Origin of the sequence: Acidovorax sp. sif0632 (assembly GCF_019218805.1) — a bacterium.
Classification (GTDB): domain Bacteria; phylum Pseudomonadota; class Gammaproteobacteria; order Burkholderiales; family Burkholderiaceae_C; genus Acidovorax; species Acidovorax facilis.
Genome location: NZ_JAHUWW010000003.1, coordinates 195,824 through 213,952 on the forward strand (window position 1 = coordinate 195,824; position 18,129 = coordinate 213,952).

At 62.5% G+C, this 18,129-nt stretch carries 17 protein-coding genes and 1 tRNA gene; 10 read left to right on the forward strand and 8 right to left on the reverse strand.

The features are described 5' to 3' along the window. Nucleotide 1 precedes the first annotated feature (1 nt). The 3 genes from KW832_RS10795 to KW832_RS10805 all read right to left on the reverse strand — a co-directional run bounded on the left by KW832_RS10795 (nt 2) and on the right by KW832_RS10805 (nt 4,087). On the reverse strand, nt 2–955 hold the full coding sequence (locus KW832_RS10795; protein WP_055394032.1) for a branched-chain amino acid ABC transporter permease: 954 nt from the start codon (nt 953–955) through the stop codon (nt 2–4). Nucleotides 956–1,023: 68 nt separating this feature from the next. Continuing rightward, nucleotides 1,024–2,256: a branched-chain amino acid ABC transporter substrate-binding protein gene (locus tag KW832_RS10800; RefSeq protein WP_055394034.1), complete on the reverse strand. Its 1,233-nt coding sequence runs from the start codon at nt 2,254–2,256 to the stop codon at nt 1,024–1,026. Nucleotides 2,257–2,443: 187 nt separating this feature from the next. Next, a complete protein-coding gene (locus KW832_RS10805; protein ID WP_121420375.1) occupies nt 2,444–4,087 on the reverse strand; it encodes a 3-(methylthio)propionyl-CoA ligase in 1,644 nt (547 codons plus the stop codon). A gap of 216 nt (nt 4,088–4,303) precedes the next feature. Here KW832_RS10805 and KW832_RS10810 point away from each other — a divergent pair, with 216 nt between their 5' ends. After that, on the forward strand, nt 4,304–4,990 hold the full coding sequence (locus tag KW832_RS10810; RefSeq protein ID WP_055394037.1) for a Crp/Fnr family transcriptional regulator: 687 nt from the start codon (nt 4,304–4,306) through the stop codon (nt 4,988–4,990). 40 nt (nt 4,991–5,030) lie between these two features. On the opposite strand, the gene KW832_RS10815 is transcribed toward KW832_RS10810, so the two are convergent. Next, nucleotides 5,031–6,737, reverse strand: a complete 1,707-nt coding sequence (locus KW832_RS10815; RefSeq protein WP_218299896.1) for a carboxylesterase/lipase family protein — start codon at nt 6,735–6,737, stop codon at nt 5,031–5,033. A gap of 194 nt (nt 6,738–6,931) precedes the next feature. Here KW832_RS10815 and KW832_RS10820 point away from each other — a divergent pair, with 194 nt between their 5' ends. From KW832_RS10820 to KW832_RS10845, 6 genes are all read left to right on the forward strand, one after another. Beyond that, the gene (locus KW832_RS10820; protein WP_218299897.1) at nt 6,932–7,981 is read left to right on the forward strand and encodes an AraC family transcriptional regulator; all 1,050 of its coding nucleotides are present in this window, start codon (nt 6,932–6,934) and stop codon (nt 7,979–7,981) included. A 62-nt stretch (nt 7,982–8,043) separates the two neighbouring features. Beyond that, entirely contained in the window at nt 8,044–9,528 is a 1,485-nt protein-coding gene (locus tag KW832_RS10825; protein WP_218299898.1) for a YdiU family protein, read from the forward strand. After that, nucleotides 9,525–9,938 carry a peptide-methionine (R)-S-oxide reductase MsrB gene (msrB, locus tag KW832_RS10830; protein ID WP_010465633.1) on the forward strand — a complete coding sequence of 138 codons (414 nt, stop codon included), beginning with the start codon at nt 9,525–9,527 and terminating at the stop codon, nt 9,936–9,938. Before KW832_RS10825 ends, msrB begins: the two co-directional genes overlap by 4 nt. Before the next feature lie 25 nt (nt 9,939–9,963). Then, nucleotides 9,964–10,512, forward strand: a complete 549-nt coding sequence (locus tag KW832_RS10835) for a septation protein A (protein WP_055394047.1) — start codon at nt 9,964–9,966, stop codon at nt 10,510–10,512. 13 nt (nt 10,513–10,525) lie between these two features. Further along, nucleotides 10,526–10,786 (forward strand): BolA family transcriptional regulator, encoded by a 261-nt coding sequence (locus KW832_RS10840; RefSeq protein WP_055394049.1) that lies wholly within the window; start codon nt 10,526–10,528, stop codon nt 10,784–10,786. Between the two features lie 67 nt (nt 10,787–10,853). Then, nucleotides 10,854–11,639, forward strand: coding sequence for a peptidylprolyl isomerase (locus KW832_RS10845; protein WP_055394051.1), 786 nt, complete (start codon nt 10,854–10,856; stop codon nt 11,637–11,639). Nucleotides 11,640–11,789: 150 nt separating this feature from the next. Here KW832_RS10845 and KW832_RS10850 read toward each other — a convergent pair whose 3' ends face one another. From KW832_RS10850 to KW832_RS10865, 4 genes are all read right to left on the reverse strand, one after another. Continuing rightward, entirely contained in the window at nt 11,790–12,584 is a 795-nt protein-coding gene (locus tag KW832_RS10850; protein WP_218299899.1) for a DUF1624 domain-containing protein, read from the reverse strand. 171 nt (nt 12,585–12,755) lie between these two features. Beyond that, a tRNA-Pro gene (locus tag KW832_RS10855) sits at nt 12,756–12,832 on the reverse strand. A 206-nt stretch (nt 12,833–13,038) separates the two neighbouring features. Beyond that, on the reverse strand, nt 13,039–13,290 hold the full coding sequence (gene infA, locus KW832_RS10860; RefSeq protein ID WP_010465645.1) for a translation initiation factor IF-1: 252 nt from the start codon (nt 13,288–13,290) through the stop codon (nt 13,039–13,041). Nucleotides 13,291–13,516: 226 nt separating this feature from the next. Further along, entirely contained in the window at nt 13,517–14,542 is a 1,026-nt protein-coding gene (locus tag KW832_RS10865) for an HPP family protein (RefSeq protein WP_218300376.1), read from the reverse strand. Between the two features lie 689 nt (nt 14,543–15,231). On the opposite strand from KW832_RS10865, the gene KW832_RS10870 reads away from it, so the two are divergent. From KW832_RS10870 to KW832_RS10880, 3 genes are all read left to right on the forward strand, one after another. Next, entirely contained in the window at nt 15,232–16,419 is a 1,188-nt protein-coding gene (locus tag KW832_RS10870) for an ABC transporter substrate-binding protein (protein WP_055394056.1), read from the forward strand. A 155-nt stretch (nt 16,420–16,574) separates the two neighbouring features. Next, nucleotides 16,575–17,216, forward strand: a complete 642-nt coding sequence (locus KW832_RS10875) for a LysE family translocator (RefSeq protein ID WP_121420384.1) — start codon at nt 16,575–16,577, stop codon at nt 17,214–17,216. A gap of 21 nt (nt 17,217–17,237) precedes the next feature. Continuing rightward, a complete protein-coding gene (locus KW832_RS10880; RefSeq protein WP_055394231.1) occupies nt 17,238–18,101 on the forward strand; it encodes a branched-chain amino acid ABC transporter permease in 864 nt (287 codons plus the stop codon). The last annotated feature ends 28 nt before the right edge of the window (nt 18,102–18,129 follow it).

Sequence of the window (18,129 nt, forward strand, 5' to 3'; positions counted from 1 at the left end):
ATCAGTCCTCCCGCGTGCCCAGCAAGCCCTTGGGGCGGAAGATCAGGATCAGCACGAGGAACAGGTAAGGCAAGATGGGCGCGACCTGGGAAATCGTGAGCTTGAGCAAGGGGTAGCCGAAGGTTTGGTCAGTCACCGCCACGCCCACGGCCTTGAAGACATGGATCAGTGAGTAGTCCAGCGCCACGGCAAAGGTCTGCACCAGACCGATGAGCAGCGATGCCAGGAAGGCCCCTGCCAGCGAGCCCATGCCACCCACCACCACCACAACAAAGATGATGGAACCCACTGAGGCCGCCATCGCAGGCTCGGTGACATAGGTGTTGCCACCGATCACCCCCGCCAGGCCGGCCAGCGCGGCACCACCGCCAAACACCAGCATGAAGACGCGCGGCACGTTGTGGCCCAACGCCTCGACCATCTCGGGGTACTTGAGGGCGGCCTGGATGACGAGACCGATGCGCGTGCGTGTGAGCAGCAGCCACACCGACACCAGCATCAGCAGGGCCACGAGCATCACAAACGAGCGCGACTTGGGAAATTGCGTGCCATAGAGCGAAAACAGCGGACCCTGCAATTGCTCGGGCAGGCCATAAGGCACGGTGGAACGGCCCCAGACCAGTTGCACCACTTCCAGAATGAGGTAGGACAGGCCGAACGTGACCAGCAGTTCGGGCACGTGGCCGAACTTGTGCACCCGGCGCAGGCAATAGCGCTCGAACGCGGCCCCCAGCGCAAACACGACGAGGGGTGCCAGCACCAGCGCTGGCCAGAAGCCCACCACCCCAGAGATGGTGAACGCGAAGTAGGCACCCAGCATGTAGAAGCTGGTGTGTGCAAAGTTGAGTACGCCCATCATGCTGAAGATCAGCGTGAGGCCGGAACTCAGCATGAACAGCAGGAGCCCGTAGCTCACGCCGTTCAGCAAAGAGATCACGAAAAACTCAGGATTCATTGGAATTTTTCACTGCAGGGGTAAAAAAAAGGCCCGAGTGGTCGGGCCTCGAAGCGATTGCACAAGGCTTACGGGCGCTTCATCTGGCACGACGTGGGCGTGCTCGCCACATAGGGCTCGTAGTACTTCACAGGCACAAAGGTGTAACCCGTGTTTTCAGAGTCGATCGGGAACTTGCCGCCAGCCTTCTCCCACTTGGAGATGAACAGGCCCTGCTGCAGTTGGTGATCGGTCTTGCGCATCTCGACTTCGCCATTGAAGCTCTTGAACTTCATGCCCTCGAACGCAGCAGCCACCTTGACCGGATCGGTCGACTTGGCCTTGGTAAAACCTTCGGACAGCATCGTGAACGCGTGGTAAACCGCGCCCGTGTACATGTCGTCGTTGAACTTCTTCTTGTAGTCCACCACGATCTGGTTCAGCGGCCCGGGCAGGTTCATGTGGGCATAGGCCACCATGTAGACGCGCCCTGCTGCGGCCGATCCCATAGCGGTGGGGCTGCCAGTGACCGAGCCGTAGTAGGTGTAGAAGTTGACGTTGTTCAGGCCCGCGTCGTTGGCGGCCTTGATCAGCAGCGCCAGATCAGAACCCCAGTTGCCGGTGATCACGCTGTCGGCGCCCGACTGCTTGATCTTGGCAATGTAGGGAGAGAAATCACGCACCTGAGCCAGCGGGTGCAGATCGTCGCCGACGAACTGCACGTCAGGGCGCTTGCGCTGCATCATTTCCTTGGCGAACTTGGAGACCTGGTGGCCGTGCGAGTAGTTCTGGTTGATCAGGTAGACCTTCTTGACCTCGGGCATGTCCTTCATGTACGTGGTCAGGGCTTCCATCTTCATGGAGGTGTCAGCGTCCAAGCGGAAGTGCCAGTAGCTGCACTTGCTGTTGGTGAGGTCTGGGTCCACGGCAGCGTAGTTCAGGAACAGGACTTCCTTGCCAGGGTTGCGCGCGTTGTGCTTTTCCAGCGCATCCATGATCGCCAGTGCGGGGCCGGAGCCGTTGCCCTGCACCACGTAGCGCGCACCCTGGTCCATGGCCGAGCGCAGGGCGCTGGTGGTTTCCTGGGGACTGAGTTTGTTGTCGATGCCGATGATTTCGAATTTGACGCCTGCAGGGTTCTTCTTGTTGAACTCTTCTGCGATGAACTGGAAGCTCTTGAGCTGGTTCGTTCCCACTGCCGCCATCAGGCCAGACAGGGGGTCGAGCCAGGCGATTTTCACCGTCTCGCCCTTTTGAGCGAAGGCCCCGCCAGCGCTTGCCAAGATTACCGAGGCTGCTACAGCCTTAATAGCGAACTTCATGCTTTTGTCTCCTTGTAAATCGACACAACGCAGCGTACCGCGTTGCAACAAAGCGATGCTCAGGGATTGCCCCTACCAGCGTCGCACACGTGACTGGCGCAGCACTCCCCCGAGCGCGCACCAGCCTGGGGCAATGCAAAAAATGGCGTTCGCAAGCGATGCGCGCATGTGCACTGCCCCACCCTGATCACAGGCCTGGAAGCTTGTAATCCTTGAGCTGCTCACGCAGCTTGGTCTTGAGCATCTTGCCGGTGGCGCCCAATGGAATGGCATCAACGAACACCACGTCATCGGGGATCTGCCACTTGGCCGTCTTGCCTTCGTAGAAGGCCAGCAGCTCTTCGCGCGTCACCTCTGTGCCCGGCCGCTTGACCACGGCCACGATGGGGCGCTCGTCCCACTTGGGGTGGGGCATACCCACACAGGCCGCCATGGCAATTGCGGGGTGGGCCATCGCAATGTTCTCGATGTCGATGGAACTGATCCACTCGCCACCGGACTTGATCACATCCTTGCTGCGGTCGGTGATCTGCATGAAACCGTCGGCGTCGATGGTGGCCACATCGCCCGTGGGGAACCAGCCCCGGCCCTGCGCGTCTTTGACGAGTGGATTGCCGCCCTCGCCCTTGAAATAGCTGCCGACGATCCACGGCCCCTTGACCAGCAAATCCCCGTAGGTCTTGCCATCCCAAGGCAACTCGCTGCCGTCGCCCCCCACGATCTTCATGTCCACACCGTAGATCGCGCGGCCCTGCTTTTGCAGGATCTTCATCTGGTCATCCTTGGACATGGCCAGGTGCTTGTTCTTCAAGGTGCACAGCGTGCCCAGCGGGCTCATCTCGGTCATGCCCCAGGCGTGCAGCACCTCCACGCCGTAGTCTTCCTTGAAGGCATGGATCATGGCGGGCGGGCAGGCCGAGCCACCGATGACAGTGCGGCGCAGCGTGGAGAACTTCAGACCCGCAGGCTTCATGTGGCCCAGCATCATCTGCCATACGGTGGGCACGCCAGCTGCGTAGGTGACCTTCTCGCCTTCGATCAGTTCGTAAATCGACTTGCCATCCATGGCGGGACCAGGGAACACCAGCTTGCAACCCGTGAGTGCCGCCGAGTAAGGAATGCCCCAGGCATTGACGTGGAACATGGGCACCACCGGCAGCACGGAATCGCGTGCGGAAAGGCACATCACATCAGGCAGCGCTGCCGCATAGGCATGCAGCGTGGTCGAACGATGGCTGTACAGCGCGGCCTTGGGGTTGCCCGTGGTGCCGCTCGTGTAGCACATGCTCGACGCGGAGTTCTCGTCAAACTCGGGCCAGGCGTAGTCGGGCGACTGCGCACCGATCCAGGCTTCGTAACTGGTGAGGCCTGGGATGCCTGAATCCGCAGGCAGCTTGTCGGCATCACACAGCGCCACCCACTTCTTCACCGTGGGGCACCTAGCATGCACGGCCTGCACGAGGGGCAGAAAGGTCACATCAAAACACAGCACCTGGTCTTCGGCATGGTTCATGATCCACGCAATCTGGTCGGGGTGCAGGCGAGGGTTCACGGTGTGCAGCACACGGCCCGAGCCGCTCACACCAAAGTACATCTCCATGTGGCGGTAGCCGTTCCAGGCCAGCGTGGCTACGCGGTCGCTGAACTGCAGCTTCATTTCATCCAGCGCATTGGCCAGGCGGCGTGCGCGGACAGCCAGGTCGCGGTAGGTGTAGCGATGGATGTCGCCCTCGACCCGGCGGGACACGATTTCGGCGTCGCCATGGTGGCGCTCGGCGAACTCGATCAGCGACGAAATCAGCAACGGTTGGCTCTGCATCAGGCCCAGCATGTGTGCTCCTTGGATGTTGTAGTGAAGGGAACGATCATCGTAGCGCGGGGGTTCTCATGGTGGTGTCGCCCAGGCAAGCGGCCCCGCCAGACCGGCACCCCCAACAGGGGTTCAGTGTGCGCGTGTCCAGCGTGCCTGCCAACACCTGTCGTCCCGTTGACAAAGGGCAAGGGAATACCCTGAACGTACGGCTCCCGAGCAACGACAATCACGCCCATGCTCAGCTCCGCGCCGTCCGCACAGCGATTCATCGAAGCCCAGCCCTGGTTTGCAGGTGTCCCCGTGGCCCTGCAGGAGAGGCTGCGCGACGAGGTGTCCGTGCAGCACGCCGACAAGGGCACAGTCATGATGCCGGCCGGCAGCGCGGTGCAAGGCTGGCATGCAGTGTTGTCAGGCTTGGTGATGCTGCAAAGCCCCGCCAGCCAGGGCCGCGCCTCTGCGTTCATCGGAGTACCCGATGGCGAGTGGTTTGGCGAAGGCTCAGCCATGAAACCCGAGCCCCGCCGGTACCACGTGGTGGCGTTGCGGCCCACCACGCTGCTGTGCCTGCCTCTGCCACTGTTTGCCACGCTGCGCGAGACCAGCCTGGGCTTCAACCAGTTTCTGGTGCAGCACCTGAACATGCGGCTGGGCCAGGCCATGACGATCATCGAGGCCGGGCGCACGCAATCCCCCGAACACCGCGTGGCGCTGTACCTGAGCCGCCTGTTCTGGCGCAGCACACGGCGGTTGAACCTCACGCAGGAAGAGCTCGGCCAACTGGTGGGCCTGTCACGCCAGACGGTGAACAAGGTACTGCGTGTGCTGGAAGGCCGGGGCATCGTGTCGCTGGACTTCGGCCGTGTGGCTATCGTGGACGACGAGGCGCTGAACGCGTACCTCGCCGCCACTGCGGCACGCTGACGCACCGCAGAGTGCACAAACACGTTCACCCTCATCCCTCTCACTGCACGCTCAGGCGCACGGCCTTCTGGTCGGCGTCGAACATGAGCCGACTGGGCCACGGCGTCCAGTTTTGGTTGACCGTTGCGTTGTTCGGGTTGCCCGTGTGCACAAAGGCCCGCATGGTGTCCATCATCGCGCGCGACAGCGCCAGTCGGCCGGGCTGATTGGCTGTACTGTTGGCTGCTTTGGCAAAGACCGAAGGTCCAAAGTTGCCGAACAGGAACGGCAGGTCAAACGCATGCGCCGCGCCGTACACATCGTTCCAGGGCGCGGGCTGCTGGGCCCAGTTGAACTGGTAGCTCCATACCGTGGATTGCTGACTGCGCAGGGTATTGAGCAGGTTGTCGCGGCTCGGATCGATGAACACACTGCCCAGCAGGCGGGTGCGCGCGTTGTAGCCCGTGCCGGGCGCTGTGACCGGCAGGTAAGAGGCATCCAGGATGTCGCCAGCCGTGAGCGTGGTAGGAGCATCGGGGTTGAAGTTCTGCATCATCACAAAGCGCTCGGCGTCGGAGATCTTCATGCCCGGCTTGCCGCCCAGCAGTGCCAGGAAAGGCGCAAACAGCTTGCCCTCCTCGCCCGTGTAGCCAGACAGCACGGGCACCTTGTGATAGCGGCCAGCGCCCATTTCTGCGATCGGGTCTGTGGGCACCACCACGCCATCAGGGATGGGGCCCGAGCCCGTTAGACCGTTCTTGAGCACCGTCTGCAGCACTACCCGCGCGTCCTTTCCACGCAGGTAGCTGGCTATCTGCGCAGGGGTCCATCCCGCAACGAGCGCCTGTGCATCGGCAAGCGCAGGCGCCAGGCCATCGGCCAGCGCCAGATGCGCCAGCAGCAAGCCCGCCTGCGCGGTGTACCGGGAGGCCGGGTTGAGCGTGGGAATCGAACCGGGCGGCAGGTTCGTCGCCAGCGAAATTCCGCCACTGACCGGTACGAGCTTGTGGAACAACCCAGCGGCCTGGGGCGCGACCAGCAGCGCCAGCGCGTTGATGGCGCCCGCGGACTGCCCCATCAGCGTGACATTGCCCGCATTGCCGCCAAAGCTGGCAATATTGTTCTGGATGAAGCGAAGTGCCTGCACGTTGTCGAGCAGCGCGTAGTTGCCGGTGTAGGGCTGCGTGCCGGTGTGCAGTGGCGGCATCTGGAAGTAGCCCAGAACGTCGAGCCGGTAATTGGCCGTGACCACCACGGCGTTGGCAGACCGTGCCAGCGCAGCGCCGTCGTAGACGGGATCGGCCGTGTAGCCCGAGATGGCACTCCCGCCATGCAGGAACAGCAGCACAGGCAGCTTGTCTTGCGAGGTGGCTGGGCGCCAGATATTGAGGGTCAGGCAGTCCTCGCTGCCTACCGGCGTGCCCAGGGTCTCGCCAATCGTGTTGTCAAACCGGTTGTTGGCACCGGGGCCGTAGATGCGGCCCATTTGCAGGCAGGCACTGCCAAAACGTGTGGCGTCACGCTCTCCGGACCAGGCGGCTGGGGCTGCGGGCGGTTGCCAGCGCAGCTCGCCCACGGGTGGCTTGGCAAAAGGAACACCTTTCCACGCGTAGGTGCCGGTCACCGCACTGTCGTCCACACCGCGCAAGGTGCCGTACACCGTCTCGCGCACCTCGGGCGCAGAGCCGGAACCACCGCCGCAGCCCACCATTGCTGCGGCCGAAAACACCGCTCCCAACCATTGCAAACGCCAGCGCGAATCGACCATGTCTTGTCTCCTTGGGGGTTTTCAGGAATGGGTCGGACCTCTGTCTGCAGTCACACTACGGGCAGGGCACAACCTCGGAGGCGATTGTGGGAACCAGGTGGCGTTTGGCTACTATCGCAACCTTGCCAAAACACTGACTTCAGGCCACCACCGCGCGTAAACCCTGATCCGCCATTTCTTCTATTCGCCACCCCATGACTCCCCGCACAAGCTCTGCCGCCTGGGTGCGCGGCATCACCGACATGATGGCCGCCGAAGGCTTGCCTGCTGCCGAGTTATGCGCCGAAGCGGGCATCGATCTGGCGGCGCTGCAACTGCCACAAACCCGTGTGGACGTGGACAAGATCAGCCGCCTGTGGGAGCTGGCGGTGGCACGTTCGGGCAAGGTGGCGCTGGGGCTGTGCCCGCAGCTCACGGCGCGCTACGGCAATGTGGATGTGGTGGGCTACGCGCTGGCGTCCGGCCCCAACCTGCTGGTGGGTTTTCAGCACCTCACGCGCCATATGGCGGTGATCTCGGACTGCACCACCTTCGCGCTGGATCACGATGCACGCGGCTACTGGATCTCCATCGCGCACATCGGCGCCACCCGCCCCATTCCGCGCCAGCGTGTCGAATACGCCCTGCTCACACTGTTCACGCTGTGCTGCTGGCTCACACGCCGGGAGCTTCGCCCTCTGGCTGTGGAGCTGACCACACCACAACCCGCCGCTACCGGTGAGGCGCCCTACCATGTGGCGTTTGGCATGCTGCCCCGCTTCGGGCAGGCAGCCAACCGGTTTTTGCTGGCCGAGGCCGATCTGCGGGCCGACATCCCCACACACAACCCCAGCCTGTGGGCCCTGCACGAGCGGCTGGTAGAGACCGAACTGGACCACCTGGGCCAGTCTCTGATCAGCACCCGTGTGCGTACCGAGGTAGCCCGCATCCTGCACCGGGGCGAACCCCGCCGCGAGGACGTGGCCGCGCGCCTGCACCTGACGGACCGCACGCTGCAGCGGCGCCTGCAGGCCGAATCCGTCAGTTACCAGCAGTTGCTGGACGACACCCGCTGTGAACTGGCACGCCAGTACCTCAGCGACGAGCGCCGCAGCCTGGCCGAGGTGGCCGACCTGCTGGGCTTTGCCGACCAGAGCAACCTGTTTCGGGCCTGCAAGCGCTGGTTTGGCCTCCCGCCGGGCCAGTACCGCGCGCAGGTGCTGTACCCTGAGGCCGAAGGCCAAGGCTCTACCCAGGCCGCATAGTCCGGGCCGTGGTCCAAGGCCCTGCAAGCGCCGGGGCATCCGGGGTGCGAGACAATCCACCCATGAACCTGCCCGCCGAAAGCGCGACCCCCACCGCCGATATCGGCCTGGCCTGGAAGCACGGATTTGCCGCCCTGGGACCGGACTTTTTCACCGAACTGCGCCCCACTCCGCTACCCGCCCCCCACTGGGTGGGCACCAGCACTGCCGTTGCACAGCTGATCGGCCTGGACGCTGACTGGCTGCAGCGGGACGAAGCCCTGCAAGCCTTCACCGGCAATACGCTGCTTGCAGGCTCTCGGCCCTTGGCCAGCGTCTACAGCGGCCACCAGTTCGGCGTGTGGGCCGGCCAACTGGGTGATGGCCGCGCCATCTTGTTGGGAGAAACTGCGGCGGGCCTCGAAATCCAGCTCAAGGGCGCTGGCCGCACCCCCTACTCCCGCATGGGCGACGGGCGCGCTGTGCTGCGCTCCAGCATCCGTGAATTCCTGTGCAGCGAGGCCATGCATGGCCTGGGCATTCCGACATCGCGCGCACTGTGCATCACCGGTTCGCCCGCACCCGTGCGCCGTGAAGAGGTTGAGACGGCCTCCGTAGTGACGCGGGTGGCCCCCAGCTTTGTGCGTTTTGGCCATTTCGAGCACTTTGCAGCCAACGACCTGCAAGCACAGCTCAAGCCCTTGGCCGACTACGTTATCGACCGCTACTACCCCGAATGCCGGGACACCCGCGACTTCGGTGGCAACGCGTATGCCGCCCTGCTACAGGCCGTGAGCGAACGCACCGCACACCTGATGGCACAGTGGCAGGGAGTGGGCTTTTGCCATGGGGTGATGAACACCGACAACATGAGCATCCTGGGGCTGACCATTGACTACGGTCCTTTCCAGTTTTTGGACGCCTTTGTGCCCGGCCATGTGTGCAACCACAGCGACAACCAGGGCCGCTATGCCTACAACCGCCAGCCCAATGTGGCGTACTGGAACCTGTTCTGCCTGGCGCAGGCTTTGTTGCCGCTGATCGGCGACCAGGAACTGGCGAAGGGGGCCCTGGAGTCCTACAAGACCGTGTTCCCGGAAGCGTTCATGGCCCGCATGCGCGCCAAACTCGGTCTCGCGAGCGCCCGCGAAGGCGATGGCGAGCTGATTGACGGCATCTTGATGCTGCTGGCCCAGAACGGGGTGGACTACACGATCTTCTGGCGCCGCTTGTCGCATGCGGTGCAACAGGACGATTTTGAGCCGGTGCGCGACCTGTTCGCCGACCGTACCGCCTTTGACAACTGGTTGCTATCATATTCAGAGCTATTTGCGCTTGATAATAAAGCGCTAGCGGCCAATTTGATGCTAAAAACCAATCCCAAGTTCGTTTTGCGCAACCACCTGGGCGAGCAGGCCATCCGCGCCGCGAAACTTGGCGACTTCAGCGAACTCCAAACCCTGCTGCGGCTGCTGGAGCACCCCTTCGACGAGCACCCCGGGCACGACGCCTACGCAGCCTTCCCGCCCGACTGGGCCTCTTCCATCGAGATCAGCTGTTCATCATGACCTACCCCGTCCAGAAATCCGATGCCGAATGGCAAGCCATCCTCAAGGACAAGGGCGCGGAGCCCGTCGCCCTGCAGGTGACGCGCCACGCCGCCACCGAGCGCCCTTTTACCGGCAAATACGAAGCCCACTGGGCCGACGGCAGCTACCACTGCATCTGCTGTGGTGCGAAATTGTTCGATTCCGTGACCAAGTTCGACGCCGGCTGTGGCTGGCCCAGCTTCGCAGAAGCGATCCCCGGCGCCATCACCGAGATCGTGGACCGCAGCCATGGCATGGTCCGCACGGAGACCGTGTGTGCACAATGCGGGGCCCACCTGGGCCATGTCTTTGAAGACGGCCCCACCCCCACCGGCCTGCGCTACTGCATGAACTCGGCCTCGCTGGATTTCGAATCCGGCAAGGATTGAGCCCCGAGACCCGCCCCCTGACCCCATGAAAATTCTGATCGACTTCTTCCCCATCCTGCTGTTCTTCGGGGCCTACAAGTTCTATGGCATCTATGTGGGCACTGCAGTGCTGATGGGTGCCACGGTCGCTCAAATGGCGCTGATCTACGCCATCGACCGGCGCCTGCAGACCATGCACAAGGTCACCCTGGTGCTGATCCTGCTGTTCGGCACGCTCACGCTGGTGCTGCAGGACGACCGCTTCATCAAGTGGAAGCCCACGGTGCTCTACGGCGCCATGTCCATCGCCCTCGCGGTGGCGGTGTGGGCCATGAAGAAGAACTTCCTCAAGATGCTGCTGGGCAGCCAGCTGACGCTGCCGGAGAGCGTGTGGCACCGGCTGAACGTCGCCTGGATCGTGTACTGCGCCTTCATGTCGGCCATCAACGCGTATGTCGTCGTCAACTTCAGCACCGAGGCCTGGGTGGATTTCAAGCTCTGGGGCTACGCCTTCCCGCTGGTCTTCCTGGTGGGCCAGGGCATCTATGTGGCGCCCCACATCAAGGGCGACGAAGGCGACGAGCCTGCTGCCTGAAGGACAACCTGCCATGACCTCCCTCGCTCAGCAAATGCACCAGACCCTGGCGGACCGTCTTACACCCACCGCCCTGGAAGTGCTTGATGAAAGTGCCGCCCATGCAGGGCACGCGGGCGCCAACGGCACCGGCTTTGGCACCCATTTTCGGGTGCGCATTTCGTCACCTTTGTTTACAGGCAAGCCCCGCGTCGCGCAGCATCGCCTTGTGTATGATGCGCTGCAAGAATTTATTGACCAAGGCGTTCACGCCCTCGCCATTGAAGTTCTCTGAACCGGCCCCCATATCCTCTGTTGCCGGAACTCAGCTGGCAAACAACCTCTCATTTTTTGGATTCCGCATGAAGAAACAGCTCCTGTCCGGCCTCGTGGCCGCTGCCGTGCTGGGCACGTTGGCCCTGCCCGTTTCCGCCCAGAATGTCGCCATCGTCAATGGCAAGGCCGTGCCAAAAGAGCGCGTTGAAGCCCTCAAGCAGCAGGTGGAACGCTCGGGCCGTCCTGTAACGCCTGACATCGAAGGCCAGATCAAGGAAGAAGTCATCACCCGCGAAATCTTCATGCAGGAAGCGCAAAAGCGCGGCCTGGAAGGCTCGGCAGACTACAAGGCACAAATGGATCTGGCCCGCCAGACCATTCTGATCCGCGAACTGTTCGCCGACTACCAGAAAAAGAACCCTGTGACCGACGCCGAGATCCAGGCTGAGTACGACAAGTTCGTGGCAGCCAACAGCGGCAAGGAATACAAGGCCAGCCACATCTTGGTGGAAAAGGAAGCGGATGCCAAGGCCATCATCGCCTCCATCAAGAAGGGCGCCAAGTTTGAAGACATCGCCAAGAAGCAGTCCAAGGACCCAGGTTCTGGCGCCAAGGGTGGCGACCTGGATTGGGCCAATCCTTCGAGCTACGTGAGCGAATTCACGGAAGCCCTGGTCAAGCTCCAAAAGGGCAAGATGACCGACGCTCCCGTGAAGAGCCAGTTCGGCTGGCACGTTATCCGCCTGGACGACGTGCGCCAGGCAGAACTGCCCAAGCTGGAAGAAGTGAAGCCCCAGGTGGCCCAGCAGCTGCAACAGCAAAAGCTGGCCAAGTTCCAGGAAGACCTGCGCGCCAAGGCCAAGGTCGAGTAACTGGGAAGGCAACTGCGCATCTGCTTTGGCAATGCACTCAAAAAACGCGGCCAGGCCGCGTTTTTTTATGGGAGGGTGGAAAAGCGCCCCACGGTGACCGGAGCGGCAGCGGGGCCTATGGGTGCAGACCCCAGAGCGGTCCCCGGCCCACTAACCCCTCGATATCCAGGCTACCGCCATCAGCAGCCCAATCATGACCGGCTGGTGCACCATGTAGTAGCTCAGGCTCCACCGCCCCAGCACTGCCAGCGGCTGCAAGCCTTGCGGAAGCTGCCACCCCAGCCAGCGGCCCCGACCCGCAGCCATGGCCCATTGGCCGGCAGCCAGGCCCCACCACAACACCCCCAACCACGGCAGCACGGGTACGTAGTCTTCGGTAAAAGGCTTGCGCGACACCAGCCCCAGCCAGTTGAGCGCGCGCCCATTGAACCAGGGCGCAGCGTCAGCCCAGGCACCCGCCAAAAGCTGGTGCGCTACCGATGGCAACGCCACAGCCACCAACCCGGCAAGCCACAACCACCGCCCCCACCCTGCGGTACACCGGGCAATGAGCAGCATTACGGCCATGCCATGCAGCACGCCAAAATGGATGAAGCTGTGGGGAAACATCACGAACGACCCCGCAGACACCAGCAGCGCGCAGCCAGCGATCTGCAACCACCGCCGACCAAACCGAGCCCACCCCTGCCCTTGGTGCAGCGCAATGGCCTGCCCCAGCCCGGCGCAGAACAGGAACAAGCTCACGATCACCGTCCGCTGCGAGGTCCAGAATGGGTCGGCGCGGAAATTCTGCGGCCAGAAGCCCAGATGGCTCAGGTCAAAGCAAAAGTGGAAGACCGTCATCCACACCATTGCCAGGCCGCGCAATGCATCTACGCTGTCATAACGTGGTGACGGCTGGAGCGAGGAGAACGGGGCAAGCGGCAAGGGAAGCGCACGGTTCATGGCAATACCAGCGGAAGGTGTCGATGCGGATACTTGCCCGCCCTAAGGGCCCGATGGTACGCAAATCCAACTCCGTCTTGCCACGCGGGTCGAACCATACATTCCAACAAGCAAAAAGAATGCGGGCAAGAAAAAAGGCCTTGCAGCATGTGCTGCAAGGCCTTCAAACATTGGTCGGAGCGGCGGGATTCGAACTCGCGACCCTCTGCTCCCAAAGCAGATGCGCTACCAGGCTGCGCTACGCTCCGACAGCTCGTATTCTAACCCGGCAATTTCCCTGTTTTTGGTTCAACGCGTGCTTTTTGTTATTTTTTTAAAAGCACGGTGCGAAGACCTGAACCTGGAAAGCACCGCCTCTGGGAGAAACAGTGCGCAGATGAAGGAACACAAGAAACCGTTTGCCCCAAGAGCCGGAACAAGCAAGCGCCAGTCCGTGTCTCCCCGGGGCCGAATATCAACGATTGCCCGAAGGGCCGGGACCGCGACCGGCCAGATGGCGGAACGTGATGCGTCCTTTGGACAAATCGTAGGGCGACATTTCCAGCGACACCTTGTCACCCGCCAGAATGCGGATGTGGTGCTTGCGCATCTTGCCGCCCGTGTAGGCGATCAGTTGGTGACCGTTGTCCAGCGTCACGCGAAAGCGCGAGTCGGGAAGGACTTCCGTCACGGAGCCTTGCATTTCAATGAGTTCTTCTTTGGCCATGTTCTATCTTTTCAAAACAAATATTCTGTGATCGGCACCTGACGCTTGTGCATCCACCACGGCAGCTACGGCGTGGTCGGTGCTCGACACACGGTGCATTGCGGGCGGTGGGAGTCGCTGCACCCGGGGCGCAGATCAGGCAGAGGGCCGGGGGAGACGGCTTCAATGGACAGGCATAAGCACTGTGCAAAGCCTGTCAATTGTACCGCGATGTACCGCGTCTTGACTATGGGGCAGCTTGCTCTTCGGTCGGCGCACGCCCGCGCACCGAGGTGGCACCCGCAGAGCCTCCCTCGTCGCGCCCTTGCACAGCTGCTGCCAACGTCCGCACAAGGTCCGTCTGTGTGATCACCCCTACCAGACGGCCCTCGCTCTCCACAATGGGAATATGGTGGTGCCCGCCCTGGGAAAACAGAGGGACGAGATCCATGGCGTGCTGCCCCACGTGGGCCACCTGGACCGGGTGCGACATGATTTCGCCCACATTCTGGGGCTGCCCCGTACGCCCCATGACCAGCATCCGTAAACGCTGCCCCAAACCTTCATGCATATCCAGGTTGGCCAGCCGCATGAAGTCCGCCACCGTCACGATACCTACCACCAGGCGTTGAGCATCCACCACGGGCAGCGCCTTGATCTGCTGGGCACGCATCAACGCCCAGGCGTCTTTAAGGGAAATCCCCGCCTCCACCGCAAACGGTGGCCTTGACATGATGTCCGAACAGCGAACCTCCCCCAGCGTCCGCTGGAAGGCTGCACGGCCCGCCAAGTGCAACAGCCCTTCCAGATCGGCACGGCTCACGTCCAGCACCTGGTTGTAGTGTGCCAACGCTGCATCCACATCCGAGGCGGTAAAAGCGCCCTGAGCAATATCGGTTCGGGCCGCCATCCGCTGAGGATGGGGGTACCGGCGCCCTGTCAGGCCGTTGTAGACCACGGCCGAGACCAAGAGAACGATCACATTGAACAGGATGGGAAATGCGGCCAGATGCCACCCGTCCCCCGCGGTCAGCACGACATACAGCGCCATTGCTCCGCCCGGTGGATGCAGGCAACGCAGGGGCACCATCAGCGCAATAGCCAACCCCACCGCAACCGCCCCTGCAAGTGCCGGGTCCGGGATGAACGCGGAGCAAACTGCGCCCACCAGCGCAGACAAAGTACTTCCTCCCAGGACCGGCCAGGGCTGGGCCAGTGGACTGGACGGCATGCCAAACACCAGGACCGCACTCGCCCCCAGCGATGCCACCATCCAGGGACCTGCGCTGCTTCCCCCTGCCCACCAGCGGCTGAGCAATCCCGTCAGCAGTACACCGATCACGGCGCCCACAATGAAGCGAAGCCTTTCGCGTCCGTCGATACCTAACGGTGCGGGCCAGAAATGGCGCAACCACCGGGCTAGACGCACCCGCATGGATTGGGAAGTGGACGATGAAGATGGGGCTGATGAAAGGGGCATGAAGCAATCGGAAACATGCGGTTTGCCCGCCTTCCGGCGAGACGGGGCGCAGCCCCTTCAAGAGCAGGCAACACCGGCCTCCAGAGTTACCCATGCCTCCATTTTGCAGGGCATTGAAGCACTCCCATCCAGAGAGCCCCCACACTCGCGGCCAAACAACCCGTCAGGGCTTTCAGAACCGTGCCTATGCTCGAAACTACTGATACCGGAGGCTCAAATAGCTGCCCACAGCAAAAATCACACGATCTATACTGCACAAAAAGCACAAAACTGCACTTTAATTCATGAACTTGGTTCTATGTCCGTCAAGCAGCCCTTGGTAAACCCATCATCGGCGAGCCTCTGCCGCCGGGCCCGGTTGCAGTCCTCGGGCACCTCGCAATGCGGGAGCCCCTTGCCCAACGGTACGGGTAACCCATAGGTATTCACCACCGAATGCTTGCAGTAAATTACTTTAAGCCTAAACAAAGGAGACAAGTCCAATGACCACCCGCCGCCTCGTCATCAGCCGTAGCGCCGCCCTCGTGGGCGCCGCATCTACAGGGCTGTTGCTGCCCTCCATCGTGCGTGCGCAAAGCGGCAAGGTGCGCGTGGGCTTCATGCTGCCCTACACCGGTACCTTTGCACAACTGGGGGTCGCCATCGAAAACGGCGTGCGCCTGGCCATAGACCAGCAGGGTGGCAAGCTCGGCGGTCGCGAGATCGAATGGTTCAAGGTGGACGACGAGTCCGAGCCCAGCAAGGGTGTCGAGAACGCGAGCAAGCTGGTGCAGCGCGACAAGGTGGATGTGCTGATTGGCACCGTGCATTCAGGTGTGCAGATGGGCATTCAGAAGGTGGCGCGCGATACGGGGGTTCTCAACCTGATTCCCAACGCCGGCGTGCATGCCGCCACGCGCGCACTGTGTGCCCCCAACGTTTTCCGTACTTCGTTCAGCAATTCCCAGCCCACGCTGGCCCTGGGCAAAGCCATGGTCGAAAAGGGCCACAAGAAGGCTGTGTGGATCACCTGGAAATACGCGGCAGGGGACGAAGCCTTTGAAGGCTTCAAGCAAAGCTACACTGCAGCCGGCGGCACCATCGTGAAGGAACTGGGTCTGCCCTTCCCCAACGTGGAATTCCAGGCGCTGCTGACCGAAATCGCCGCTCTCAAGCCCGACGCCGTGGCCTGCTTCTTCGCGGGCGGCGGTGCTGCCAAGTTCATCAAGGACTATGCGGCCGCAGGCCTCAAGGACAAGATTCCGCTGTACGGCTCGGGCTTCCTCACCGAAGGCGTGCTGGACGCTGCCGGCCCCGCTGCCGAAGGCATCATCACGACCATGCACTACAGCGACTCGCTGGACACACCGCGCAACAAGCAATTCCGCCTGGAATACGCCAAGGCCTTCCGCAGCCAGCCCGATGTGTACGCGGTACAGGGCTACGACACCGGCCTTCTGCTGGTGCAGGGCGCCAACGCCGTCAAGGGCGACCTGTCCGCCAAGGCTGCCATCATCAAGGCGATGGAAAGCGCCACCATCGACAGCCCGCGCGGCAAGTGGACGATGAGCAAGGCACACAACCCCGTGCAGGACATCTACCTGCGCCGCGTCGAGAACAAGGAAAACAAGGTGATTGGCATTGCCGCCAAGGCCCTGGCCGACAGCGGTGCCGGCTGCCGCATGGGCTGACGCGCTCACCCCACTGCCCGGGGCACGGCGCGTGCTGGACTTCGGGTCCGGTCCGCCCCGCAGCTTTGACACAATGCATTGATGGACTGCCGCCATGGCAGGCCTGTCTGCTGTGCGCCCGGACTTTGCGGCCACCTTGCCTTCCACCCAATCCTATGTCGCTCAGTACCTACCTGCTCTACCTTGCCGCAGTGGCCCTGCTGGTTCTTTCGCCCGGCCCGACGATGCTCATGTGCATGACCAATTCTCTGCAGCACGGCCCGCGCAAGGCCCTCGCCGCTGCTGCAGGCAGCGTGACGGCAGTGCTGGGCACCATGTTGCTTTCAGCCCTGGGCCTTGGCGCATTGCTGGCGGCATCGGAAACCGCCTTCTGGGTGCTCAAGGCTGCCGGCGCGGCGTATCTGATCTGGCTTGGCATCAAGACGTTTCGCAGCCAGACCACGGTGTTCGACGAGATGCCCGCCAACGGCACGCAGACCAAGGCCGTGGTGCCTGCGCGCAAGCTCTACATCCAGGGTCTGATCGTGGGCGGCAGCAACCCTAAGGCCCTGCTGTTCTTCACGGCGTTCTTCCCCCAGTTTCTGGACCCGACCGCCGCATGGGCACCGCAGTTTGCCGTGCTGGCAAGCACCTTTGTGGCTTTTGAATTCACGGTTCTCACGCTGTGTGCACTGGGTGTAGCACGGCTGGCACCCGTTTTGCGCTCTGGCGCACGCATGCGCTGGTTCAACCGCATTTCGGGCGGCCTGTTCACGTTGATGGGCACCCTTTTGCTGGCGACACGCCGCGCTACCTGATCCCCTGTCTGTTTGCCCACCATGGACTTCGCCACTTTCCTGATCCAGTTGCTCAACAGCGTGCAGTACGGGCTGCTGCTGTTCATGCTGGCCGCCGGCCTCACGCTGATTTTCGGAATCATGGGGGTGGTGAATCTGGCGCACGGCAGCTTTTACATGCTGGGGGCATATCTCGGCTATTCGCTGTCGGGCCACTTTGGCAGCCTCACGCTGGCCATCCTGGGGGGCGCCGGGCTGGCCGTGTTGTTTGGCCTGGCGCTGGAGTGGCTGCTGTTTCGCCACTTCTACCACCGCGACCACCTGGACCAGGTGCTGCTGACCTTCGGCCTCATCTACATCTTTGAGGAACTGCGCTCCATCCTCTGGGGGGACGACGTGCACGGCGTCCCGATTCCAGCGATGCTGGACTGGTCCATTCCGCTCACCGACACCCTTTCCTACCCGGTCTACCGGCTGTTCATCTCCGGCGTCTGCATGGCGCTGGCGCTGGGCCTGTACCTGCTGATCTCCAAAACGCGGCTGGGCATGAAGATCCGCGCGGGCGCCTTCAACCGCGACATGGCTGAATCGCTGGGGGTGAACATCAAGCTGATCCACGCCATCGTCTTTGCGCTGGGCGTGGGCCTGGCGGCCGTTGCGGGCATGGTGGCCGCGCCGGTATCCAGCGTTTATCCCAACATGGGCTCGTCCGTTCTCATCATGTGTTTTGTGGTGGTGGTGATCGGCGGCATAGGTTCCGTGCGTGGCGCCCTGATCTCGGCCCTGCTTGTGGGGCTGGTGGACACCTTTGGCAAGGTGTTGCTGCCGTCGATGGCCGGGATGCTGGTCTACATGCTGATGGCGGCCGTGCTGCTGTGGAAACCCGAAGGCCTGTTCAAACAATGATGACCCCGATGCTTGCCACTGTCACTTC